At 69.8% G+C, this 22,594-nt stretch carries 22 protein-coding genes and 1 pseudogene; 12 read left to right on the top strand and 11 right to left on the bottom strand.

Annotation, left to right across the window (positions count from 1 at the left end; translation table 11 throughout):
* Positions 1-83: 83 nt before the first annotated feature.
* From AC1PK7_RS08100 to AC1PK7_RS08080, 5 genes are all read right to left on the bottom strand, one after another.
* A complete protein-coding gene (locus AC1PK7_RS08100; protein WP_420009524.1) occupies positions 84-830 on the bottom strand; it encodes a cytochrome c1 in 747 nt (248 codons plus the stop codon).
* Positions 823-2,085, bottom strand: a complete 1,263-nt coding sequence (locus AC1PK7_RS08095; protein WP_010342126.1) for a cytochrome b — start codon at positions 2,083-2,085, stop codon at positions 823-825. The genes AC1PK7_RS08100 and AC1PK7_RS08095 overlap by 8 nt, the downstream gene beginning before the upstream one ends.
* A 3-nt stretch (positions 2,086-2,088) precedes the next feature.
* Complete coding sequence (gene petA / locus AC1PK7_RS08090; RefSeq protein ID WP_010342127.1) at positions 2,089-2,718, bottom strand: ubiquinol-cytochrome c reductase iron-sulfur subunit; 630 nt, start codon at positions 2,716-2,718, stop codon at positions 2,089-2,091.
* Between the two features lie 146 nt (positions 2,719-2,864).
* The gene (locus tag AC1PK7_RS08085; RefSeq protein WP_481100435.1) at positions 2,865-3,818 is read right to left on the bottom strand and encodes a transglycosylase SLT domain-containing protein; all 954 of its coding nucleotides are present in this window, start codon (positions 3,816-3,818) and stop codon (positions 2,865-2,867) included.
* 90 nt (positions 3,819-3,908) lie between these two features.
* Entirely contained in the window at positions 3,909-4,883 is a 975-nt protein-coding gene (locus tag AC1PK7_RS08080) for a helix-turn-helix transcriptional regulator (RefSeq protein WP_481100434.1), read from the bottom strand.
* A gap of 76 nt (positions 4,884-4,959) precedes the next feature.
* Here AC1PK7_RS08080 and AC1PK7_RS08075 point away from each other — a divergent pair, with 76 nt between their 5' ends.
* Together AC1PK7_RS08075 and miaB are read left to right on the top strand one after the other, a co-directional pair.
* Positions 4,960-5,574, top strand: coding sequence for a glutathione S-transferase family protein (locus AC1PK7_RS08075; RefSeq protein ID WP_481100433.1), 615 nt, complete (start codon positions 4,960-4,962; stop codon positions 5,572-5,574).
* Positions 5,575-5,640: 66 nt separating this feature from the next.
* Entirely contained in the window at positions 5,641-7,065 is a 1,425-nt protein-coding gene (miaB, locus tag AC1PK7_RS08070) for a tRNA (N6-isopentenyl adenosine(37)-C2)-methylthiotransferase MiaB (protein ID WP_481100432.1), read from the top strand.
* Between the two features lie 15 nt (positions 7,066-7,080).
* Here the strand turns inward: miaB and AC1PK7_RS08065 are convergent, their stop codons facing one another.
* Positions 7,081-7,743, bottom strand: a complete 663-nt coding sequence (locus tag AC1PK7_RS08065; RefSeq protein WP_481100431.1) for an ArsR/SmtB family transcription factor — start codon at positions 7,741-7,743, stop codon at positions 7,081-7,083.
* Between the two features lie 71 nt (positions 7,744-7,814).
* Here AC1PK7_RS08065 and AC1PK7_RS08060 point away from each other — a divergent pair, with 71 nt between their 5' ends.
* From AC1PK7_RS08060 to AC1PK7_RS08015, 10 genes and pseudogenes are all read left to right on the top strand, one after another.
* The gene (locus tag AC1PK7_RS08060; protein WP_481100430.1) at positions 7,815-8,312 is read left to right on the top strand and encodes an OsmC family protein; all 498 of its coding nucleotides are present in this window, start codon (positions 7,815-7,817) and stop codon (positions 8,310-8,312) included.
* Positions 8,309-8,725: a hypothetical protein gene (locus tag AC1PK7_RS08055; RefSeq protein ID WP_481100429.1), complete on the top strand. Its 417-nt coding sequence runs from the start codon at positions 8,309-8,311 to the stop codon at positions 8,723-8,725. The genes AC1PK7_RS08060 and AC1PK7_RS08055 overlap by 4 nt, the downstream gene beginning before the upstream one ends.
* A gap of 351 nt (positions 8,726-9,076) precedes the next feature.
* Positions 9,077-10,063 (top strand): PhoH family protein, encoded by a 987-nt coding sequence (locus AC1PK7_RS08050; RefSeq protein WP_481100428.1) that lies wholly within the window; start codon positions 9,077-9,079, stop codon positions 10,061-10,063.
* 8 nt (positions 10,064-10,071) lie between these two features.
* Positions 10,072-10,626, top strand: coding sequence for a hypothetical protein (locus AC1PK7_RS08045; RefSeq protein WP_420009515.1), 555 nt, complete (start codon positions 10,072-10,074; stop codon positions 10,624-10,626).
* A 236-nt stretch (positions 10,627-10,862) separates the two neighbouring features.
* On the top strand, positions 10,863-11,618 hold the full coding sequence (locus AC1PK7_RS08040; protein ID WP_481100427.1) for a hypothetical protein: 756 nt from the start codon (positions 10,863-10,865) through the stop codon (positions 11,616-11,618).
* 53 nt (positions 11,619-11,671) lie between these two features.
* A complete protein-coding gene (gene ybeY, locus AC1PK7_RS08035) occupies positions 11,672-12,157 on the top strand; it encodes an rRNA maturation RNase YbeY (protein WP_010342139.1) in 486 nt (161 codons plus the stop codon).
* Positions 12,158-12,329: 172 nt separating this feature from the next.
* On the top strand, positions 12,330-12,956 hold the full coding sequence (locus AC1PK7_RS08030) for a hypothetical protein (protein WP_481100426.1): 627 nt from the start codon (positions 12,330-12,332) through the stop codon (positions 12,954-12,956).
* 111 nt (positions 12,957-13,067) lie between these two features.
* Entirely contained in the window at positions 13,068-13,949 is an 882-nt protein-coding gene (locus AC1PK7_RS08025) for an HlyC/CorC family transporter (RefSeq protein WP_019801191.1), read from the top strand.
* Between the two features lie 18 nt (positions 13,950-13,967).
* Positions 13,968-15,244: pseudogene (locus AC1PK7_RS08020) on the top strand (lipoprotein N-acyltransferase Lnb domain-containing protein); the annotation flags it as partial.
* A gap of 50 nt (positions 15,245-15,294) precedes the next feature.
* Positions 15,295-16,290 (top strand): magnesium and cobalt transport protein CorA, encoded by a 996-nt coding sequence (locus tag AC1PK7_RS08015; protein ID WP_010342143.1) that lies wholly within the window; start codon positions 15,295-15,297, stop codon positions 16,288-16,290.
* A gap of 142 nt (positions 16,291-16,432) precedes the next feature.
* Here the strand turns inward: AC1PK7_RS08015 and AC1PK7_RS08010 are convergent, their stop codons facing one another.
* From AC1PK7_RS08010 to AC1PK7_RS07990, 5 genes are all read right to left on the bottom strand, one after another.
* Positions 16,433-17,797: an NAD-dependent succinate-semialdehyde dehydrogenase gene (locus tag AC1PK7_RS08010; RefSeq protein ID WP_481100425.1), complete on the bottom strand. Its 1,365-nt coding sequence runs from the start codon at positions 17,795-17,797 to the stop codon at positions 16,433-16,435.
* A 210-nt stretch (positions 17,798-18,007) separates the two neighbouring features.
* Positions 18,008-18,859 carry an ABC transporter permease subunit gene (locus AC1PK7_RS08005; RefSeq protein ID WP_048489875.1) on the bottom strand — a complete coding sequence of 284 codons (852 nt, stop codon included), beginning with the start codon at positions 18,857-18,859 and terminating at the stop codon, positions 18,008-18,010.
* Entirely contained in the window at positions 18,856-19,731 is an 876-nt protein-coding gene (locus AC1PK7_RS08000) for an ABC transporter permease subunit (RefSeq protein WP_481100865.1), read from the bottom strand. Before AC1PK7_RS08000 ends, AC1PK7_RS08005 begins: the two co-directional genes overlap by 4 nt.
* Positions 19,732-19,814: 83 nt before the next feature.
* Positions 19,815-20,957, bottom strand: coding sequence for an ABC transporter ATP-binding protein (locus tag AC1PK7_RS07995; protein WP_481100424.1), 1,143 nt, complete (start codon positions 20,955-20,957; stop codon positions 19,815-19,817).
* Positions 20,958-21,090: 133 nt separating this feature from the next.
* Positions 21,091-22,593 carry an efflux transporter outer membrane subunit gene (locus AC1PK7_RS07990; protein WP_481100864.1) on the bottom strand — a complete coding sequence of 501 codons (1,503 nt, stop codon included), beginning with the start codon at positions 22,591-22,593 and terminating at the stop codon, positions 21,091-21,093.
* Between the last annotated feature and the right edge of the window lies 1 nt (position 22,594).

Here is a 22,594-nt window from a genome sequence, read left to right as displayed (position 1 = left end):
CCCTCGCTCACAAAAGCCAATAGGATGAACAGGGGATCGGCTCAGCAACGGTGCAGCCGGGATGCGGCCGGAACGGCCGCCGCTCAATGCACGTCCTTCCAGTATTCCTTCTTGAGCAGATAGGCCAGGAAGGTCAGCAGCGCCAGGAACAGCACCACCCACACGCCCAGGTTCTGCCGCTTCAGCGCCGCCGGCTCGCTGGCGTACTCGAGGAAATTGCTGATGTCGCGCACCGTCTGGTCGAACTCGGCCGGGCTCTGCTTGCCCGGCGTGGCCAGTTGCAACCGCTCCACCGGCTTGTCCACGCCCGGCTGCTCGGCCTTGCCGTACACCGGCTGCTGCAGGCCCTGCAGGTCCCACAGCGGATTGGGCATGGAGGCGTTGGCGAACAGCTTGTTGTTCCAGCCCAGCGGCCGCGACTGGTCGAGATAGAACGACTTGAGGTAGGTGTAGACCCAGTCGGTGCCACGCACGCGGGCGATCAGGCTCAGGTCCGGCGGCGCCTTGCCGAACCACTTGGTCGCCGCATCGTGCGGCATCGCCGTCTCGATGTGTTCGCCGATCTTGGCCCCGGTGAAGTTGAGGTTGTGCATCACCTCGTCCTCGCTCAGGCCCAGATCCTCGGCCATGCGCTGGTAGCGCAGGTACTTCAGCGAATGGCAGCCGGAACAGTAGTTCATGAACAGCTTGGCGCCGCGTTGCAGCGAGGCGCGGTCGCCCAGGTCGTTGCCGGCCTGCAGGGTGGCGCCGCCCTCGGCGGCCATGGCCGAGGCGGACAGCAGCAAGGCCGACGCGAAGCCGGCGAGCACGGCGATCAGGCGCTTAGTCATGGCTGCTCACCCGCTCCGGCACCGGCTTGGTTCGATCCAGCGAGGTCCATATCGGCATCGTCAGGAAGAAGGCGAAATACAGCACGGTCAGCACGCGACCGATGTAGGTCTCGATGATCTCGGTGCCCGGGCCGGAACCAATCACGCCCAGCCAGACGAAGCACACCGCAAGAATCCCCAGCATCACCCGCGAGATCCAGCCGCGGTAGCGGATCGACTTGACCTTGGCGCGGTCCAGCCAGGGCACCAGGAACAGGATCGCGATCGCCGAGAACATCACCAGCACGCCGCCGAGCTTGTTCGGCACCACCCGCAACATCGCGTAGTAAGGGGTGTAGTACCAGACCGGCTTGATGTGCTCCGGCGTCACCAGGCGGTTGGCCTCGGTGAAGTTGTCGTGCTCCAGGAACAGGCCGCCGAAGCCGGGGGCGAAGAAGATGATGAAGGCGCCGATCATCAGCAGGAAGCCGACGCCGACCAGGTCCTTGACCGTGTAGTACGGATGGAACGGGATGCCGTCGGCCGGCTTGTTCGGGTTCCAGCGATTGCCCTTGGGCCCCTTCTTGATCTCCACGCCGTCGGGATTGTTGGAACCGACCTCGTGCAGCGCGCCCAGGTGCAGCACCACCAGCAACAGCAGCACCAGCGGCAGCGCGATCACGTGCAGGGCGAAGAAGCGGTTGAGGGTGGCGTCGGACGGCAGGTAGTCGCCCATGATCCACTCGGTCAGGCCGTTGCCGATCACCGGGATCGCGCCGAACAGCGAGATGATCACCTTCGCGCCCCAGAACGACATCTGCCCCCAGGGCAGCACGTAGCCCATGAAGGCCTCAGCCATCAGCACCAGGTAGATCAGCATGCCCAGGATCCACACCAGCTCGCGCGGCTTCTTGTAGCTGCCGTACATCAGCCCGCGGAACATGTGCAGGTACACCACGATGAAGAACAGCGAGGCACCGGTGGAGTGCATGTAGCGGATCAGCCAGCCCCACTCGACGTCGCGCATGATGTACTCGACCGAGTTGAACGCCTCGGCCGCGCTGGTCTTGTAGTGCATCGTCAGGAAGATGCCGGTGACGATCTGGTTGACCAGCACCACCATCGCCAGCGAGCCGAAGTAGTACCAGAGGTTGAAGTTCTTCGGCGCGTAGTACTCGGTGACGTGCTTGCGGTAGAACGGCATCAGCCCCGGAGCACGCTCGTTGACCCAATCGAACACGTTGCCCGCGGTGCGGGTGAGGATGTTGTCGGCCATGACTTACGCCCCTCCCTTCGCGGACGCGCTCGGGTCCACGCCGATCACCAGCGTGTTGTCGTCCTGGTAGTGGTGCGGCGGCACCAGCAGGTTGATCGGCGCCGGCACGCCCTGGAACACGCGGCCGGACATGTCGAAGCGCGACTTGTGGCAGGGACAGAAATAGCCGCCCTTCCAGTCGGGGTCGTAGGGTTCGGGGCGGATCTCGGCGACCATTTCCGGCGAGCAGCCCAGGTGCGTGCACAGGCCGACCAGCACGGAGACGTCGGGCTTGATCGAGCGGTACTCCGGATTCTTCAGCACGTAGTCCGGCTGCTGGTCCTTGTTGGTGGACTCCGGATCCTTGAGCCGGCTGTCCAGCGACGGCAACGCATCGAGCATCGCCTTGGAGCGCTTGACGATCCAAATCGGCTGGCCGCGCCACTCCAGGATCAGGCGCTGGCCTTCCTGCAGGGCACTGATGTCGGCGGTGACCGGCGCGCCGGCCAGCTTGGCCTTTGCGCTCGGATTCCAGGACTTGATGAACGGAACCGCCACGAACCCCGCACCGACCGCGCCCACGACGGACGTGGTGGCGGTGAGAAAGCGGCGGCGTCCTGCGTTTACAGAATCGTTGACCCCATCGTTGGCCATCCGGCACTCCGATCTGTGATTGGGTAGCGTGAGGCTGCCAGCAGCTCGGTGGGGGTCGAGCCGCACTGAATCCACTGCAGTGTAGCGGAACCCTTAACGCGACGACAATGGACGCGCGACGCCTCCTGCCGGGCCGCGGCAACGGCTCAATGCGCGGTCGCCAGCACGCCGCGATAGCGCTCGGCGAGCACGCCCACCCGTTGCACGTAGCGTTGGGTCTCGCTGTACGGCGGGATCCCGCCGTGTTTGTCTACCGCACCCTCGCCGGCGTTGTAGCCGGCCGCAGCCAGGCTGAGGTTGCCGTTGAAGCGCTTCAGCAGCCACGCCAGGTACTGCACGCCACCGCGAATGTTTTGCGCTGCATCAAACGAATCGCTGACGCCGAAGCGGCGTGCGGTCGGCGGCATCAACTGCATCAACCCCTGCGCGCCGGCGCGGCTGAGCGCCATCGGGTTGTAGGCGGATTCGGCGTGGATGATGGCGCGCACCACCGCCTCGTCGACGCCGTACTCGCGCGCGGCCGCGGCGATCTCGCTCTGGTAGGCGGTGGTGTTCAGGCGCACCGCACCGAAGTTGACCCCGGGATTGGCGCAGGCGTAGCAGGTCTCCATGAAGCTGTAGCGGATCGTGCGCACCGCGCCGAGATTGGCGACCTGGGTCGGGCGCGCACTGGTGTAGTGGCGCACGCCGTCCTTCATGTACGAATACAGCTGGCCGCTGACCAGGCGCCGTGGCGCGCCACTGCTGCTGGGCGACACCGGGGCGACCCGGTTGGGCACGGCGTTGGCGGTGACCGGGGCCGGTGCGGCGACCGGGGCGCTGATCAGGGTGGCCGGCGCTACCGTGCCGGCGCTGGCGATGACGCCGCGGCTCGAGCGCTCGGCACTGGCCCTGGCCGGTGCAGGCGCCGGGGTGGCGCGCGCGGCGCGGCGGTCGGGGGTGTAACGGCCGATCACGCTGCAGCTGGCGCCGGACACGCGCTTGCTGCCGTAGCTGGGCACGCCGTCGCTGCCGGTGCACTTGTACAGGGTGCCGGCGCTGGCCGGCGCAGCCGTCAACGTGGCGAATCCCAGCCCCAGGAGCCACAGCATCCCCTTCATGGCAGCGAGTGTCCCAACTTCCCCAGCGCTTGCCAAGTGCGCGCCATCCCTGCACCGCCGCGAGGCATGGTCGCCGGCAGGCCCGGGCACCTATTCCTCGGGCACCGGCGCCGGAAGCTGCTCCAGCAACGCGTTCAGGGTCCTGCGCAGCGCCGCCAGCACGTCGGGTTCGGCCTGCAGCCCGGCGAACGGCACGCCGATGGTCAGCAGTTGCGCCGCCAGCCACGGCACCGCGTCGGCCAGCAGCGACAGCCGGCAGTGGCCGTCGGCCTCGTCCTGCAGGGTGCCGCACCACAATGGAGTGCGCGCCCCCAGCTCGGCGGCACTGCCGCGCAGCCGCACGCTGAGCGCGTAGCCCAGCGCCTGCGGGCTGTAGCGGATCGCCGCATCGACCATGGCCGCAGCGTCCTGCGGCGGCAGGCGCAATGCCACCGCCGCGCCGAGCTGCAGGGGCGGCACGATGCGCTCGGCGCGAAAGGTGCGCCAATCGCCGCGGTCGCGGTCCCAGGCCAGCAGGTACCAGCGGCGGCCGGCGTTGACCAGGCGCAGCGGCTCGACCAGGCGCTGGCTGGCGCGGCCGCCGTGATCGCGATAGGCGAAACCGAGCAGGCGCCGGTCGCGGCAGGCGCTGGCGACGCCGATCAGCACCCGCGTGTCCGGCCGCAGCGGGTCCTGGCCCAGCGCCAGGGTCGCCCCCTGCAAGGCGTCGGCGCGCTGGCGCACCCGCGCCGGCAGCAGCGGTTCGAGCTTGGCCAGCACCCGCACCGCGGTGTCCTCCAGGCCGGCCATGCTGGCGCAGGCCGCGCGCAGCGCCACCGCGACCGCCACCGCCTCGTCCTCCTCGAACAGCAGCGGCAGCATCTGCGCGCCGGCGGCCAACCGGTACCCGCCGCCGACCCCGGCCGCGGCCTCCACGGCGTAGCCCAGCGCGCGCAGCCGCTCCACGTCGCGGCGCAAGCTGCGCCGGTCCACGCCGAGCCGCTCGGCCAGCTCCGCACCGGACCACAGCCGACGGGTCTGCAGCAGGGCGATCAGGCGCAACAGGCGGGCGGCGGGCGATGACATCGGTGCACGCTATTGCGGACAGGATCTGTCCGCAATGGGGTCTAGGGTGTCCGCACCGACCAGCCAGGAGCCGCCCATGACCAGCGACCGCCACATCACCCTCTTCCACAACCCGCGTTCGCGCTCGCGCGGCGTGCTGATCCTGCTTGAGGAGTTGGGCGCCGACTACGCCATCGAGCGCATCGACTTCGACCGGCAGGCGCAACTGGCGCCGGAATACCTGGCGATCAACCCGATGGGCAAGGTGCCGGCGATCGTGCACGCCGGCGCGGTGGTGACCGAACAGGGCGCGATCTACCCCTACCTGGCCGACCTGTATCCCGAAGCCGGGCTGGCGCCACCGATCGGCGATCCGTTGCGCGGCCCTTACCTGCGCTGGCTGGCGTTCTACGGCGCGTGCTTCGAACCGGCCCTGGTCGACCGCGCGCTCAAGCGCGAACCGCCGCCGCGGGCGATGTCGCCCTATGCAGACTGCGATACCGTGCTGGCGGTGGTGGACGCGCAACTGGCGCGCGGCGACTACCTGCTCGGCGCGCGTTGCAGCGCCGCCGACGTGCTGTGGGGCAGCGCGCTGGGCTGGATGCTGCAGTTCGGCCTGCTCGACTCGCCGGCGCCGACCCGCGCCTACGCCGAGCGCATGGCCGCGCGGCCGGCGGTGCAGCGCGCGCTGGCGGTGGACGCGGCAGGATAACCTGCGCCCGCGCACCGGCACGAGTAAACTAGTCGGCTTCCTTTCCACCCGCCTGGATTAAGCGCCATGCCCGGGACCGTCCTGCATCCCCTGCCCTCCGCCGGCACCGCCGCCGCACCCGCGCCGGTGCGCGGCAAGCTGTACATCAAGACCCACGGTTGCCAGATGAACGAGTACGACTCGGCCAAGATGGCCGACGTGCTCGCCGCGTCCGAGGGCCTGGAGCTGACCGACAACCCCGAAGAAGCGGACGTGGTCCTGGTCAACACCTGCTCGATCCGCGAGAAGGCGCAGGAAAAGGTGTTCAGCCAGCTCGGCCGCTGGAAGGCGCTGAAGGCCGGCGGCAAGCCGGTGATCATCGGCGTCGGCGGCTGCGTGGCGTCGCAGGAGGGCGAGGCCATCGTCAAGCGCGCGCCCTACGTGGACCTGGTGTTCGGCCCGCAGACCCTGCACCGGCTGCCGGAGCTGATCCGCGCGCGGCGCGAATCGGGCAAGTCGCAGGTGGACATCAGTTTCCCAGAGGTCGAGAAGTTCGACCGCCTGCCGGAACCGCGTGCCGAAGGCCCATCGGCCTTCGTGTCGATCATGGAAGGCTGTTCCAAGTACTGCTCGTTCTGCGTGGTGCCCTACACCCGCGGCGAGGAGATCAGCCGGCCGTTCGAGGACGTGCTGGTGGAAGTGGCGCAGCTGGCCGCGCAGGGCGTGCGCGAGATCAACCTGCTCGGCCAGAACGTCAACGCTTACCGCGGGCCCTACGCCGACGCCGAGGCCGGCGAGGAGACGCAGCACGCCGACCTGGGCCTGCTGATCCGCAGCATCGCGCAGATCGAGGGCATCGGCCGCATCCGTTTCACCACCTCGCATCCGCTGGAATTCAGCGACTCGCTGGTCGAGGCCTACCGCGACGTGCCGCAGCTGGCCAACTACCTGCACTTGCCGGTGCAGGCCGGCAGCGACCGCATCCTCAGCGCGATGAAGCGCGGCTACACCGCGCTGGAGTTCAAGCAGAAGATCCGCAAGCTGCGCGCGGTGCGCCCGGACATCTCGATCAGTTCGGACTTCATCGTCGGTTTTCCCAGCGAGAGCGACGCCGACTTCGACAAGACCATGAAGCTGATCGAGGACGTGGGCTTCGACCAAAGCTTCTCCTTCATCTATTCGCGGCGCCCGGGCACGCCCGCCGCCGACCTGGAAGACGACACCCCCGAGGCGGTCAAGCACGCGCGACTGGCGCGGCTGCAGGCGCACATCAATGCGCATGCGCAGACGATCTCGCAGGGGATGATCGGCAGCGTGCAGACCGTGCTGGTGGAAGGCCCGTCGAAGAAGAACCCGGCCGAGCTGACCGGCAAGACCGAGAACATGCGTTCGGTGAACTTCCCCGGCCATCCGCGCCTGATCGGCCAGTTCGTCGAGGTGACGATCACCGAGGCGCTGAGCAATTCGCTGCGCGGCCGCCTGCACCTGGCCGAGGACGACGCTGCGGCCTGAGCGGCGCCGGGCGCGCTAGTCGAGCGCGCTGAGGAAGCGCTCGCCGCGCGGGCCGATCTGCACCACCCGCGAATCCGGCACGCGCCGGGCCAGGCCGGTGTCGAGGAGATACCGGAGCAAGGCGCTGCCCAGTGCACCAGCGACATGGTCTTGGCGCTCGCTCCAGTCCAGGCACGGCCGGCACAGCGGCCGCCGAGAGCCGCGCAAGGCCGCCACGTCGATGCCGATCGCCGCGCACCAGGCCGTGCCGGACGCGCTCAGCGCCATGCCGTCGCTGCACAGCAGGTGTCCGCGCGCCTCCATCTGCTGGCGCCAGCGGATCGCCAGTTCGCCGGCGAGGTGGTCGTAGCACACCCGCGCCCGGCGCAGGCCGGAATCCACCGGACCGACCCGCCGGGTCTGCGGCGGCGCGAGCCCCATCATCGCCTCGACTGCCGCGGCGACCTGGGCATCGGCCAGGCGGAAATAGCGGTGCCGGCCTTGGCGCACCACCGCGAGCAGGCCGGCCTCGACCAGTTGCGTCAGATGCCGGCTGGCGGTGGACGGCGCCACGCCACCGTCCAGGGCCAGTTCCGTGGCCGTGCGCGCCTGTCCGCTCATCAACGCCGCCAGCATGCGGCTGCGCGCGGCGTCGCCCAGCAGGAAGGCGACACGGGACAGCGGTGTGGCTTCACTCATGCTTCGATTCTAGACGAAGCATGATGCCGCGCTGACGCCTACCGTGCCCGCTTCCCACACGAGGCAGGCACATGGCCGACACGCTCCATCACTACGCTTCGCAACTGCACTGGACCGGCAACCGCGGCAACGGCACCGTCGACTACACAGGCTACGGCCGCGACTACACGCTGCAGGTTCCCGGCAAAGCGGCGCTGGCGGGCAGCGCCGATCCGGCGTTCCGCGGCGACCCGGCGCTGCACAACCCGGAAGACCTGTTCGTCGGCGCCCTCGCCGCCTGCCACATGCTCACCTACCTGGCGCTGTGCGCGCATTCCGGCATCCGGGTCCTGGCCTACGACGACCAGGCGCAAGGTTGGCTGGAGCTGCATCCCGGCCGCGGCGGACGCTTCCGCGAGGTGGCGCTGGCGCCGCGGGTGACCATTGCCGCGGACAGCGATGCGACCCGCGCGCACGCGCTGCACGCACAGGCGCACGCGCAGTGCTTCATCGCCAACAGCTGCGCGGTGGCGGTGCGCTGCGAGGCGACGATCGTGCACGGCGAGGCGCCGGCGGAGGCGCTGCGATGAAGGACGTGGAGGTCCATCTCGACGATCGCCCCGGCGCACTGGCGGCGATGGCCAAGGCGCTGGGCGCGGCCGGCATCAGCATCGAAGGGGGCGGCGCATGGCGCGTGGAGGGCCACGCGGTCGCGCACTTCCTGTTCGATGCTGCCGCGCCGGTGCGCGACGCGCTGCAGGCGCACGGGATGCGCGTGGCCGCCGAGCGCCCCGCGGTGCTGCTGCGCCTGGACCAGGAAATTCCGGGACAACTGGGCTTGCTGACCGGCCTGCTCGGCGACGCCGGCATCGACATCGCCGTGCAGTACAGCGATCACCACGGTCAACTGGTGCTGGTGGTGGACGACCTTGCCGGTGCGCGGGCGATCGCGGACGCGTGGATGCAGGCCCGCGACGCGCGCGGCGGCGGTCGCTGTCGCTAAGGCCCGCCGCCACCGATTCCGGGAGGACGAGCGCTGCGGCCAGGCACGGGCCGCGGCCGCAGCGCTGCGGTTTTTTTCGCCACCGCGGGTCTTGGCCTTGCGTGGCAAGGCGTTCGCACGGTTGTCCACAGGCTTTTGGACAATCGATCCACATCCATTGTGGACAACGTTGCCATCGTCGCCTCGTGCGGGTCGCGGCGGTGGCGCTCACAGGCGCGGGCGCAGTCCAATCGCGTTGGCGTGCACACACCGACGCCACCGCCGCGCCCCCTTCACTGGCCCGGCTACGCGCCGCGCGCTACCCTTTGCGCCCCTCGTTTTCGACGCTGCCGCTGGCGGCGTGCGCCCGCCATGACCATCCCTGCGCAACGCGACTTCACCCTGGATCCCGCCGACACCGAGCGCCTGGCCAACCTGGCCGGTCCGTTCGATGCGCACCTGCGGCAGATCGAACTGCGCCTGGGCGTGGAGATCTCCAACCGCGGCAACGTGTACCGGGTGACCGGGCCGGAGCCGGCGGTGGCGGCGGCCGAGCGCCTGCTGCAGGCGCTGTACGCCGAGGCCGACCATGTCGTCTTCGACGACCAGGAAATCCACCTGCGGCTCAACCAGTCCAACGTCGACCAGGTGGCGCAGCGCGCCTACCAGCCGCAGGAGGTGGCGATCAAGGTCAAGCGCGGCACGGTGCGCGGCCGCGGCGCCAACCAGGCCAAGTACCTGCACCAGATCGCCACCCACGACATCAACTTCGGCATCGGCCCGGCCGGCACCGGCAAGACCTTCCTGGCCGTGGCCAGCGCGGTGGAAGCGCTGAACGAATCGCGGGTGCAGCGGCTGATCCTGGTGCGCCCGGCGGTGGAGGCCGGCGAGAAGCTGGGCTTTCTGCCCGGCGACCTCAGCCAGAAGGTCGACCCCTATCTGCGCCCGCTGTACGACGCCCTGTACGAAATGCTGGGCGTGGAGAAGGTGGTCAAGCTGCTGGAGAAGAACGTCATCGAGATCGCGCCGCTGGCGTACATGCGCGGACGCACCCTCAACGACGCCTACGTGATCCTGGACGAAGCGCAGAACACCACCATCGAGCAGATGAAGATGTTCCTGACCCGCCTCGGCTTCGGCAGCACCGCCGTGGTCACCGGCGACCTGACCCAGATCGACCTGCCCAAGCACGTCAAGTCCGGCCTGCGCGATGCCATCGAGGTGCTGCACGAGGTGGACGGGGTCAGCTTCACCTTCTTCGAGGCGCGCGACGTGGTCCGGCATCCGCTGGTGGCGCGCATCGTCAACGCCTACGAGAAGCGCGACGTCGTCGACCGCGCCAGCGGCCCCACCGCATGATCCGGGTCGTGCCCGCCCTGCTGGCAACGCTGCTCGGCGTGGCCGGCAGTGCCGGCGGCCAGACGCCCGACACAACGCCCGCGCAGGATCCGGCGCCGCAGCGCAGCGCCCTGGCGCAATCGCTGACGCCGCCCTGTCTGTCGATCGTGCAGGACACCGCCAGCATCGGCCTGCCGCGCGATGTGCTCGAGCGCGCCGCGGCGATCGCCCGCACTTCGCCGACTGCGCCGCGCGGCAACGAAGCGCAACGCCTGGCCTGGATCGCCGGCACCCGGGCGCAGGCGCTGCTCGATGCGGCCGAGATCGCCGGCGTGACGCGCGACCGCTTCGGCTGCAATGCGCTGGCCTACGCAAAGGTGCCAGCGGACAGCTTCTACCTCGTCGGCCAACTGCTCGAACACGGCCAGGCCGCGGTGTGGCTGCCCGCGTCGGGGCGCTTCGCCGCCACGGTGGAGATCCGGCGCGACAATCCGCAGTGCCAGCGAGGCCCGATGGGCAGCCTGGCCTACCGCGTCGACGACGAAAAGACCCCGCTGCTGTTCCTGGTCGCCTGCGTGACGTGAACCTGCTGCTGCGCGCCTGTCGCGGCACTCCGTAGCGTCCGCACGCACCACGCGGCAGTGACCGACGTACACTGCGATGCTGCTGCCGTGCACGGGGAGGTGCCATGTTCCAGCGATCGTCGTCGTTCGCCTGTCTGCTCTGGCCGATCCTGGCCGCCTGCGCCGCGCCAGCGGCTGCCGCCGCGGCCGCGCCGCCCGCAGCAACGCCGGCGCGGCCCTTCGTCGAAACCAGCTACGTGGTCGCTCCCGACACGGTGGGCGACTTCAGCCTGCGCAGCAGCAAGTACGACCCGGCCGCCAAGGCCGCCGGTGCCGGCTTCCTCTACGTGCTGAAAGGCCATCCGGAACTGACCATCAACGTGTTCGTCTATCCCGCCGGACAAAAGGAATCGGCGCGGGCCATCGCCGACGGCATGGCGGGCTTCCGCGCCGATCTGGCCGCAGCGGTCTCCGGCGGCACCTACGCGGAACTGCACGAACTGGGGGCGCAACGATTCGAGCTGGGCAGCGTCGTCGAACCGGCGCCGAAGGCCGCCAGCGCCCTGGACAAGGCGCTGGTCGCGGCGATCGCAGAGGCCCAACGGGTGCCCGGAGAAAAGCTGCGAATGGAACTGCGCCTCGCCCCGGAGGATGCACCGGCGCGCTCCAACGGCTATCTGTTCTACAAACAGCTCTACTACTTCAAGGTGCGCGTGTCGGCCGCTGCGCAGGACATCGGACCGGATGCCTTCGACACCCTCGCCGACCAGGCAGCGCGCACGCTCGTGCCTGCCATCCAGGTGACCAATGTCGGCAGCTGCGCGACCCCGACACTCCAGATCGACCCGAACGGCAAGCCGGACCAGATGGCACTGCAGCTCGTTCGCCAGAGCACCCTCTACCAGGGCTTCAACTGCAGCAAATCCGTCGCGGACGCCGGCATCGATCGCTCGGCGGGCAACGCCGCCGTGATCGAGATCGCCTACGACGCCGGCGACTGGGCGTCGCCCTGAGCGTGCGTTAGCGCGATACTGTCCACCCCACCGCTGCACCCGGCCGTTCCGCCATGACCAAAGGTCCCGTCCGCCTCGATGTCGGCGTCAGCTACGCCCTGCCCCGTGCCGGGCTGCCGGCGGCGACGAGCTTCCGCAAATGGGTCGCCGCGGCGCTGAAGGGCCGCATCCGCGAGGCCGACCTGGCGATCCGCCTGGTCGACGACCGCGAAGGCCGTGCCCTCAACCAGCACTACCGCGGCAAGGACTACGCCACCAACGTGCTCAGCTTCCCGGCCGAACTGCCGGAGGGGCTGCCGAAGGGCGTCAAGCTGCCGCTGCTCGGCGACCTGGTGATCTGCGCGCCGGTGGTGGCGCGCGAGGCCGCCGAACAGGACAAGCCGCTCAATGCGCACTACGCGCACCTGACCGTGCACGGCGTGCTGCACCTGCTCGGCTGGGACCACGAGGACGACAAGGAAGCCGAGGCGATGGAGCAGCTGGAGCGCGAGATCCTGGCCGACCTCGGTGTGTCCGATCCTTACGCCGGCGAGCGTTGATCCGATATCCCTCGCCCTCTGCCGCAACCGACCCTCACCCCAACCCGTCTCCCGGGGGGAGAGGGGCTCGGTGTGTCGCCCACCTGCCCCACGCTGGTCAAGCGCAGGCGCCGGCGGTAACGTGGCCGCGCGGCGATCGCCGCAGCCCCGTTCTGCTCCGAGGTTCCGTGCGTTGATCCGTCCCTCGCTCGTCCTGCTCGCGCTCGCCTGCGCCGTCCCCGCCGCCGTCGCCGCCGTCGCCGCGCCTCCCGCACCACCGACTGCAGCGCCTGCCGCCACCGCAACCACCGATCCGGCCATCGACCTGCCGGCGCTGCTGGAATGCCGCCAGCACGAGGCCGACTTCGCCGCGCTGGCGCCGCTGCTGGCCGATCCGCTGAAGGCGGTGGCGCACGGCTGGCGGCCGCTGCCGCAGTCCAACCCGTTCATGACCGAGTACGCACTGGTCCGGCCGATCCAGGTGTTCGGCTACAGCAGCGAGCAGATCGCCTTCTCCGGCGCCAGCGTGATGGCGATCCTGGACCTGCCCGACCCGCGGCCGCTGGCCAAGCGCCTGGACCTGGAAGCGGCGGTGGATACGCCGGAGAAGGCCATGTTCGGCCGCGAGGTGCTGAGCCGCGACGTGCACGACCCCAAGACCGGCGAGCCGATGATCGAGTCGATCATCCTCAGCGTGTCCACGGTGAAATCGCACCCCGGCAAGACCCTGGCCGGCTGCAGCTACAGCCTGGACCTGCCCGAGGAGCCGGGCGCGCCCCCGGCGCCGGACGCGCTGCACACGCCGCCCAAGGGCGGCTGAACCCGCGCCGGCGGGCCTGTCGGCACGCGCCGCCGGCGTCGCGATGCTGTCGCGACCGCCCTGCTAGACTTGCGGCTACCGCCCGTTCGACCGGGCGCCTGACCACAGAACATGTCTGAAGACGGACCGAGTAGCTCCTCCCCGGAACCCCACGAAAAGCGCCGCGGCTGGCTGGAACGCCTGACCTCGGTGTTCTCCGGCGACCCGCACACCCGCGACGATCTGGTCGAGGTGCTGCGCGACGCGCAGCACGACGGCCTGATCGCCGCCGACACGCTGCGCATGATGGAGGGCGCGCTGTCGGTCTCCGAACTCACCGTCGGCGACGTGATGGTCTCGCGCGCGCAGATGGTGTCGCTGCCGGTGGAGTCGCGCTTCCTCGACCTGATGAAGCAGGTGGTCGAATCCGGCCACTCGCGCTTCCCGGTGCATGGCGAGAACAAGGACGACATCCTCGGCATCCTGCTGGCCAAGGATCTGCTGCGCGGCGTGGTCGCCGACCACGGTCCCGGCACGGTGCGCGAACTGCTGCGCCCGGCGGTGCTGATTCCCGAGTCGAAGAAGCTCAACGTGCTGCTCAAGGAGTTCCGGCTCTCGCGCAACCACATGGCGATCGTGGTCGACGAGTACGGCGGCGTGGCCGGGCTGGTGACCATCGAGGACGTGCTGGAGCAGATCGTCGGCGACATCGACGACGAGCACGACGACGCCGAGGACGAGGCCTCGCTGATCGCCGCGCAGGCCGACGGCCAGTACGTGGTGGACGCACTCACCCCGATCGAGGACTTCAACGAGCGCTTCGGCGCCGACTTCCCCGACGACGACTACGACACCGTCGGCGGGCTGGTCACCGAGGCGATCGGCCACCTGCCCGAGACCGGCGAGGAACTGACCCTGGGGCGGTTCGCGTTCCGCGTGGCGAAGGCCGACGCGCGCCGGGTGCAGGCGTTCCACGTCACCATCCTGCCGCCCGCCGAGCAGGACGGCGCTTGAGCGCGCGCAAACTGCCGCGCACGCGCGCGGCGTGCTGGCTGGGATTGCTGCTGGCGCTGTGGGCCGGGTTGGCGTTCGCGCAGACTCTGTCGGCAGATCCGGCGGCCCCGCCGCCGCTGGCCGCCCCGCCGGCGACCACGCCACCCGCAGGCGCGGCAACCGCCGCAGCCGACGCCAGCGACCCGGCGCCGCGCATCGGCGTGGCCACGATGCAGCCCGGCGAAGTGTTCTTCGAGCGCTTCGGCCACGACGCCATCGTGGTGCTCGACCCGCGCACCGGCCAGGCCACCTCCTACAACTTCGGCTTCTTCGACCCCAGCGAACCCGGCTTCGTCGGCCGCTTCGCCGCCGGCGACATGCGCTACTACCTGGTCGCGCTGCCGCTGCAGGAGGACCTGGAGCAGTACCGCGAGGCCGGCCGCGGCGTCGACATCCAGTGGCTGGACCTGGCCCCGGCGCAGGCACGCGCGCTCGAGCAGGCGCTGGCTTGGCGCGCGCGCCCGGAAAACGCGCGCTACCGCTACGACTACTACACCGCCAACTGCGCCACGATGGTCCGCGATGCGCTGGACCGGGCCATGGGCGGCGCGCTGCACGCGCAGCTGTCCGGCCGCTCGCGCGGCAACACCTACCGCAGCGAATCGGTGCGCCTGGCTTCGCCGGCGCCGTGGATGTGGCTGGGCTTCGACCTGGGCCTGGGCCCGTACGCCGACAAGCCGCTGTCGCGCTGGGAAGAGGCCTTCGTGCCGATGCGCCTGGCCGAGAGCCTGAACGAGGTGCGCAACAGCGAAGGCCGTCCGCTGGTGCAGGCGCGCCAGCAGTTGCTGCCGCAGCGGCTGCCGCCGGAGCCGCCGGAACAACTGCGGCACTGGTGGCCGTGGCTGCTGGTCGGGCTGGCCGCGGCGGCGGGCGTGCTGGCGCTGGGCCGCCGCCCGCGCTGGCTGGCCGCGCTGGCGCTGCCGTTCTGGCTGCTGTGCGCGCTGGGTGGCGCGGTCCTGCTCTATCTGTGGGGCTTCAGCGAGCATCGCGCCGCCTGGGGCAACCGCAACCTGTTGCTGCTGGATCCGCTGTGCCTGCCGCTGCTGGTCGGCGGTTTTGCGATCTTGCGCGGGCGCCGCCCCGGGCGCTGGTTCGACGTGCTGCTGTGGCTGGTGGTGGCACTGGCCGGCGCCGCGCTGCTGATCCACTGGCTGTCGATGCTGCAGCCGCAGTTCAACCTGCAATGGATCGCGCTGCTGCTGCCGGTGCACGCGGCGCTGGCCTGGGCGCTCACCCGCCCTCGCCCGCAGCGCTGATACCGTCGACGCCACTCGCCCCGCGCGTCTCCACCGAACCCGCTCCCGCCATGGCCTCCGCGACCGCCAATCCCGCCTGCGTCATCAACTGCGTGCACTACGACGGCCACGGCCGCCGCCACGACATCGCCCTGGAGCAGATCAGCGACGTGCTGGCCGGCCACGACGACGGCTTCGTCTGGGTCGGCATGTACGAGCCCGGCGACGCGGTGCTGCAGCAGCTCAAGGAAGAATTCCAGCTGCACGAACTGGCGATCGAGGACACCCGCAAGGCGCACCAGCGGCCCAAGGTCGAGGCCTTCGGCAACTCGCTGTTCCTGGCGGTGCATACCGCGCAGGTGATCGACGAGCGCATCGTCTACGGCGAGACCCACGCCTTCCTCGGCGAGCGTTTCCTGCTGACCGTGCGCCACGGCGCCTCGCTGCCCTACGCGCCGGTGCGCGAGCGGCTGGAGCGCGAGGCCTCGCTGATGAAACTGGGCCCGTCGTACGCGCTGTACGCGGTGCTGGACTACGTGGTGGACAACTACCAGCCGATCCTCGACGCCTTCCGGCAGAGCCTGGAGCGGCTGGAGGCCGACATCTTCGCCGAGTCGTACCGCCGCGACACCGCGATCCGGCTGTACGAACTCAAGCGCGAACTCAACCAGATGCGCCTGGCGGTAGCGCCGTTGCAGGACGTGCTGGCGCACCTCAAGCGCCACCCCGGCCCGCTGATCGCCGAGGAAGTGCGGCTGTACGTGCGCGACGTGCTCGACCATGCGGTGCGCACCAACGACGCCATCGACACCCTGCGCGAGATGCTCGGCACCGCGCTGAGCGTGAACCTGTCGCTGGTGACCCTGGCCCAGGGCGAGACGGTCAAGCGCCTCGGCGCCTGGGCCGCCCTGCTCGCCGCGCCGACCCTGATCACCAGCTGGTACGGCATGAACTTCAAGCAGATGCCGGAACTGGAATGGCCCTGGGCCTACCCGCTGATGGTCGGCGGCGTGGCGGCGGTGTGCGTGGCGCTGTATGTGGCGTTCAAGCGGGCGAGGTGGTTGTGAGGCCGGGATTGGGGAGTCGGGATTGGGGATTCGTTAAAGCGATGCGCTGCGCCTGATGGTTTAACGCCCGGGTTGCACGGGATACGTCGGCGAAGGGGATCCGCATTTGCGAATCCCCAATCCCGACTCCCGAATCCCCGCCTCAAGCCACATAGACCGTCTTGATGTTCATGAACTCATGGATGCCATGCTCGGCCAGTTCGCGGCCGAAGCCGGAGCGCTTGATGCCGCCGAACGGGAGGCGCACGTCGCTTTTGACGATGGCGTTGACGAAGGCGGCACCGCATTGCAGTTGGCAGGCCACGCGTTCGCCGCGGGCAAGGTCGCGGGTCCAGACGCTGCCGCCGAGGCCGAAGGTGGTGTCGTTGGCCACGCGCACGGCTTCGGCTTCGTCGGCCACGCGCAGGATCGCCGCGACCGGGCCGAACAGTTCCTCGTCGTAGGCCGGCATGCCCCGCGTCACGTTGTCGAGAATCGACGCCGGATAGCCTGCGTGGCTGTCGCGCTCGGGCTCGCAACCGAGCAGTGGCTTGGCGCCCTTGGCGATGCTGGCCTGTACCTGCTTGTGCAGTTCGTCGCGCAGGTCCTGCCGCGCCATCGGCGCCAGCGTGGTCGCCTCGTCCTGCGGGTCGCCCAGGCGACGCTCGGCCGCGGCGGCCACGAAGCGGCGCACGAATTCGTCGGCGATCGGCTCCACCACCACGAAGCGCTTGGCCGCGATGCAGGTCTGGCCGGCATTGTCGAAGCGCGACTTCACCGCCGCGGCGACGGTGGCATCGAGGTCGGCGTCGTCCAGCACCACGAAGGCATCGCTGCCGCCCAGTTCCATCACGCACTTCTTCAGCTGCCCACCGGCATTGGCGGCGATGGAGCGGCCGGCGCGCTCGCTGCCGGTCAGGGTGACTGCGGCCACCCGCGCATCGCGCAGCACCTCGGCGGCCTGGTCGTTGTCGATGTGCAGCACGTCGAACACCCCGTCCGGCAGGCCGGCGTCGGCCAGCACCTTGCGGATGGCGTCGGCGCAGCGCGGCACGTTGCTGGCGTGCTTGAGCAGGGCGACGTTGCCGGCCATCAGCGCCGGCGCCAGGAAGCGGAACACCTGCCAGATCGGGAAGTTCCACGGCATCACCGCCAGCACGCAGCCCAGCGGCTCATAGCGCACGTAGCTGCGCTGCGCATCGGTGGCCACCGGCTGCTCGCGCAGGTACTCGGCCGCATGCTCGGCGTAGTAGTCGCAGGCGGCGGCGCACTTGTCGAGTTCGGCCAGGGCCTCCTTGCGCAGCTTGCCCATTTCCGCAGTCATCACCCGCTGGATCGCGTCGCGCTGTTCGCGCAATTGGGCACCGGCCTTGCGCAGCAGTGCGCCGCGCTGTTCCAGCGGGGTCGCCGCCCAGCCCGGGAACGCCTGCGCCGCAGCGGCCAGGCGCTTTTCGACGGCGGCGGCATCCATCAGCTCGAGGCTGTATTCGACCTGGCCATTGGCCGGATTGACGGTGTCGTAAGGCATCGCGCGGACTCCTGGAAAAATGTGCGATCAGCCTAGCGCCGCGAAGGTTGCGGCGGCGTGGCGATGCCGTCGAGTGCGATGGCTCACAGTGTTCTGCGAGGCCCGTAGGAGCGGCTCTCGGTCCCCTTTTCGGGATTAGCCGCGACGGGCCTTTACCGGCAAGGCACCGGTCGCCGCTGAAGCCGCTCCTACGTGGAGCAACGCGACGCCCTAGCCCGCCTGCTGCTGGGCAAGCTGGATATCGCGCTGGCGACGCTTCTCGCTGCGTGCCATCAGCCACCAGCCGACGACGGCGGCGATCGACACCGCCAGCACCATCAGCGTGGCCAGCGCGTTGATCTTGGGCTTCAGGCCCATGCGCACCGACGAAAACACCGTCATCGGCAGCGTGGTCGAATCCGGGCCGGCGACGAAGTTGGCGATCACCACGTCGTCCAGCGACAGGGTGAACGCCAGCAACCAGCCCGACACCAGCGCCGGGGCGATGATCGGCACGGTGATCAGGAAGAACACCTTGAGCCGGTTGGCGCCCAGGTCCATCGCCGCCTCTTCCAGCGAGCGGTCCAGCTCCTGCAGGCGCGAGGACACCACCACGGTGACGAAGGACAGGGTGAAGGTGACATGCGCGGCCCAGATCGCCATCACGCCCTTGGGCGGGATGCCGAGCACGCCGCCCATCGACACCAGCATCATCATGATCGACAGGCCGATGATCACTTCCGGCATCACCAGCGGCGCGGTCACCAAGGCGCCGAACAGGCTCTTGCTGGGAAAGCGGCGGAAGCGGGTCATCGCCATCGCCGCCAGCGTGCCGAGCACCATCGACGCGGTGGCGGTCCAGAACGCCACCTTCAGGCTGATCCACGCCGCCTGCAGGATCTGCCGGTCGCGCAGCAGCTCGCCATACCACTTGGTGGAAAAGCCGGCCCACACCGTCGCCAGCTTGGAGGCGTTGAACGAATACACCATCAGCAGCAGGATCGGCAGGTACAGGAAGGCGAAGCCGGCGCCCAGCACCGTCCAGCGCAGCACCGTGCCCATGCCGCCGCGCGCGCCGCTCATGCCTGCCCGCCTTCGAGCTGGCGCTGCTGGTAGCGGTTGAAGATCAGGATCGGCACCATCAACAACATCAGCATCGCGATCGCCACCGCCGAGGCGGTCGGCCAGTCGCGGTTGTTGAAGAACTCGCCCCACAGCACGCGGCCGATCATCAGCGTGTCCGGGCCGCCGAGCATCTCCGGAATCACGAACTCGCCCACCGCCGGGATCATCACCAGCATGCACCCGGCGACGATGCCGGGCCGCGACAGCGGCAGGGTCACGGTCAGGAACGCCTTCCACGGCGGCGCGCCGAGATCGTAGGCGGCCTCGAGCAGGCGCTGGTCGAGCTTGACCAGGGTCGCGTACAGCGGCAGCACCATGAACGGCAGGTAGCAGTAGACGATGCCGATGTAGGCGGCGACCGGCGTGTACAGGATGTGCAGCGGCGCATCGATCAGGCCCAGCGCCAGCAGCGCGCGGTTGAGCACGCCGTTGCTGTCGAGGATGCCGATCCAGGCGTAGACCCGGATCAGGAACGAGGTCCACGACGGCAGCACCACCAGCATCATCGCGATGTTGCGCGCCGACGGCGACAGCCGCGCGATCGCGTAGGCCATCGGATAGCCGATCAGCAGGGTCAGCACGGTGGAGATGCCGGCGATCTTGATCGAGCCCCAGTAAGCCTCGATGTACTGGTGGTCGCGCAGCAGCGCCAGGTAGTTCTGCAGGGTCAGCTTCAGCGTCAGCACGCCATCGCGGACTTCGAGCAGTGCGCTGTACGGCGGGCTGCGGATCGCCTGCTCGGCGAAGGAGATGCGCAGCACGATCAGGAACGGGATCGCGAAGAACAGCAGCAGCCACAGGTACGGCGCGGCGATCACCAGCCAGCGCATCGCCGGCAGCGAGCGCAGGCGCCACCGCTGCTGCAGGCGCAGCCGCGGCGTCGGGTCCGGCGGCACCGGCACGACGGGCGCGCTCATGCGGTCAGCACCACGCCGTCGTTGTCGTCCCACGACACCCACACCGCGTCGCCCCAGGTCATACCCTCGCTGTCCCAGCGCTTCTGGTTGGCGAAGTTGGACTGCACACGAATGCCGCTGGGCAGGCGCACGTGGAAGATCGAGTGGCTGCCGAAATAGGCGATGTCCTCGATGGTGCCGCGCGCCTTGTTGTAGGTCTGCTCGGGTTCGCCCTTGGTGATCCAGACCTTTTCCGGACGCACCGCGAACGCCACCTCCTGCCCTTCCACGCCGGTGATGCCGTGGCTGATGTAGATCGGCACCGGGAACTGCGGGCACAGCACGGTCACGTGGTCGGGGTGGTCCTCGCCGATGCGGCCCTCGAACATGTTCACCGAGCCGATGAACTCGGCGACGAAACGGCTGTTCGGCGACTCGTAGATGTCCCCCGGCGTGCCGACCTGGCGGATGCGGCCCTGCTCCATCAGCGCGATGCGCGTGGCCATGGTCATCGCCTCCTCCTGGTCGTGGGTGACCATCACGCAGGTCACGCCCGAGGTCTCGATGATCGAGACCAGCTCCAGTTGCATCTGCGAGCGCAGCTTCTTGTCGAGCGCGCCCATCGGCTCGTCCAGCAGCAGCAGTTTCGGCCGCTTGGCCAGCGAGCGCGCCAGCGCCACGCGCTGCTGCTGGCCACCAGAGAGCTGGTGCGGCTTACGCTTGCCGAGCGTGCCCAGCCGCACCAGCTCCAGCATCTCGCCGACGCGGCTGGCGATGGCGCTGCGCGACAGCCCGTCCTGCTTCAGCCCGAAGGCGATGTTCTGCTCCACGCTCATGTGCGGGAACAGCGCGTAGGACTGGAACATCATGTTAAGCGGACGCTGGTACGGCGGCAGCCCATCCAGCGGCTGGCCGTCGAGCACGATGCGCCCGCGGCTGGGCTGCTCGAACCCGCCCAGGCAGCGCAGCAGCGTCGACTTGCCGCTGCCGGAACCGCCGAGCAGCGCGAAGATCTCGCCCTGGCCGATATCCAGGTCGATGTCGTCCAGCGCGACGAAGCCGTCGAACTCCTTGCGCAGCCCGGCGATGGACACATAGCCGGCGCCCTTGGCCGGCGGCGGCGCCGGCAGATGGTCGGTTCTCGCGTCGCTCAACGCCATCGGTGATTCCCCGTGAAGCACGCCGTCGTGCGCCGCGCCGATGCGGCGGCGACCATGGCGCGGTGATCGTCAGTGTAGCGGTGGGCGCGCGGGATTCGGGAGTCGGGATTGGGGATTCGTAAAAACGGCGCGCTTACCGCCTCGTGACTGGCGCTGGCGCGGACGCCGGTGGCGGAGGTGCCTCCCAGCCCAGGCCCAGGCTCTTCTGCAGGGCCACGTAGCGCAGCAGCACCTGGGTGTGCGCCTGCAGCGCGCTGTCCTGGGCCGAGGCCTGCTGGCGCTGCACGTCCAACGCATCGATCAGCGACGAGGCGCCGGCGGCATAACGTTGCTGCAGCAGTGCGGCCGAGCGATCCGCCGAGGCGGCGGCCTTGTCCGCCGCCAACGCCTGCTGACGCGCGGCGCCGAACCGCGCCAGTGCGCCGTTGGCGTCCTGCAGCGCGGCCAGCACCGTACCCTCGTAGGCGGCCAGGCGCGCTTCATTGCCGGCGCGGGCCTGCTCGACCTTGGCGCGGGTGCCGCCGAAATCGAAGATCGACCATTGCAGGAACGGCGCCACCACGCTGTTGAGCGCATCGCGACCGAGATCGCCCGGCGAGGTCGCGGCCATGCCGATGTTGCCGAGCAGCCGCACTTGCGGGAAATACGCGCTCAGCGCTTCGCCGATCTTCGCCGAGGACGAGGCCAGCTGACGTTCGGCGCGGCGCACGTCCGGGCGCCGGCGGATCAGCGCGCCGGCATCGTCCACCGGCACCGTCGCCGGCAGCGTCGGCAACGGCCGGTCCGCGGCCAGTTCGGCGTCGAGCGCGCCCGGCTCGCGGCCGATCATCAGCGCCAGTTGGTCCAGCGCCACCTGCGCCTGCGCCTGCAGGTCCGGCAACACCGCTTCCTGCTGCTGCAACTGCGCCTGCGCGCGCTCCACCTGCAGGTCGGCGTCGGCACCGCGCTCGCGGCGCTGGCGGGTCAGTTGCAGGGTCTGCCGCGCGGCCTCCAGGTTGCGCTGGGCCACGGCCATGCGCGCACGGGTGCTGCGGTAGCCCAGGTAGGCCTGCCCCACTTCGGCGGCGATCTGTACCTGCGTGTCGGCCAGGTCGGCCTCGTCGGCCTGGGCGTCGGCCAGTGCGCCTTCGCTGGCGCGGCGGCGGCGGCCGAAGAAATCCAGCTCCCAACTGGCATCGATGCCGACGCTGTAGAGCTGCATGCGCGGATCGATCTCCACCGGCTGGCCGGTGCCGGCGGCGATGCTGCCCAGGCGGTCGGTCAGCGCATCCGGCGCGCGCGCGTTGAGGTAGGCCGCGTTGGCGCCGACGCTGGGCAACTGCTCGGCGTGGCGCTGGTCGACCAGCGCGCGCGAGGCGCGCAGGCGCGCCTGCGCCACCCGCAGGTTGGGGCTGTGCTGCAGCGCCTGGTCGACCAGCATGCTCAGCTGCGGGTCGTGCAGGGTGTCCCACCAGCGCTGCGGCGGCGGCGCCGGCACCACGCCGGCGGCGGCGGCCGTGGCATCGGCGCGGTGCAGCCGCGGCTGCGCCAGCGCCGCCTCGGCCACCGGCGGCGGCTTCACGTAGTCCGGGCCGAGCATGCAGGCCGACAGCAGCGAGGGCAGCGCGGCGGCGACGAGAACGCGGGAGAAACGCAGG

This window comes from Xanthomonas sp. NCPPB 3174 (assembly GCF_056725205.1).
Note: the sequence above shows the minus strand (reverse complement) of the source record. Positions and strands in the feature narration are given on the sequence as shown.

Excerpts from the sequence above, each read along its gene's own strand:
- AC1PK7_RS08100 (WP_420009524.1), bottom strand. The coding sequence starts at position 830 with ATGACTAAGCGCCTGATCGCCGTGCTCGCCGGCTTCGCGTCGGCCTTG.
- AC1PK7_RS08095 (WP_010342126.1), bottom strand. The coding sequence starts at position 2,085 with ATGGCCGACAACATCCTCACCCGCACCGCGGGCAACGTGTTCGATTGG.
- petA (WP_010342127.1), bottom strand. The coding sequence starts at position 2,718 with ATGGCCAACGATGGGGTCAACGATTCTGTAAACGCAGGACGCCGCCGC.
- AC1PK7_RS08085 (WP_481100435.1), bottom strand. The coding sequence starts at position 3,818 with ATGAAGGGGATGCTGTGGCTCCTGGGGCTGGGATTCGCCACGTTGACG.
- AC1PK7_RS08080 (WP_481100434.1), bottom strand. The coding sequence starts at position 4,883 with ATGTCATCGCCCGCCGCCCGCCTGTTGCGCCTGATCGCCCTGCTGCAG.
- AC1PK7_RS08075 (WP_481100433.1), top strand. The coding sequence starts at position 4,960 with ATGACCAGCGACCGCCACATCACCCTCTTCCACAACCCGCGTTCGCGC.
- miaB (WP_481100432.1), top strand. The coding sequence starts at position 5,641 with ATGCCCGGGACCGTCCTGCATCCCCTGCCCTCCGCCGGCACCGCCGCC.
- AC1PK7_RS08065 (WP_481100431.1), bottom strand. The coding sequence starts at position 7,743 with ATGAGTGAAGCCACACCGCTGTCCCGTGTCGCCTTCCTGCTGGGCGAC.
- AC1PK7_RS08060 (WP_481100430.1), top strand. The coding sequence starts at position 7,815 with ATGGCCGACACGCTCCATCACTACGCTTCGCAACTGCACTGGACCGGC.
- AC1PK7_RS08055 (WP_481100429.1), top strand. The coding sequence starts at position 8,309 with ATGAAGGACGTGGAGGTCCATCTCGACGATCGCCCCGGCGCACTGGCG.
- AC1PK7_RS08050 (WP_481100428.1), top strand. The coding sequence starts at position 9,077 with ATGACCATCCCTGCGCAACGCGACTTCACCCTGGATCCCGCCGACACC.
- ybeY (WP_010342139.1), top strand. The coding sequence starts at position 11,672 with ATGACCAAAGGTCCCGTCCGCCTCGATGTCGGCGTCAGCTACGCCCTG.
- AC1PK7_RS08025 (WP_019801191.1), top strand. The coding sequence starts at position 13,068 with ATGTCTGAAGACGGACCGAGTAGCTCCTCCCCGGAACCCCACGAAAAG.
- AC1PK7_RS08015 (WP_010342143.1), top strand. The coding sequence starts at position 15,295 with ATGGCCTCCGCGACCGCCAATCCCGCCTGCGTCATCAACTGCGTGCAC.
- AC1PK7_RS08010 (WP_481100425.1), bottom strand. The coding sequence starts at position 17,797 with ATGCCTTACGACACCGTCAATCCGGCCAATGGCCAGGTCGAATACAGC.
- AC1PK7_RS08005 (WP_048489875.1), bottom strand. The coding sequence starts at position 18,859 with ATGAGCGGCGCGCGCGGCGGCATGGGCACGGTGCTGCGCTGGACGGTG.
- AC1PK7_RS08000 (WP_481100865.1), bottom strand. The coding sequence starts at position 19,731 with ATGCGCTGGCTGGTGATCGCCGCGCCGTACCTGTGGCTGCTGCTGTTC.
- AC1PK7_RS07995 (WP_481100424.1), bottom strand. The coding sequence starts at position 20,957 with ATGGCGTTGAGCGACGCGAGAACCGACCATCTGCCGGCGCCGCCGCCG.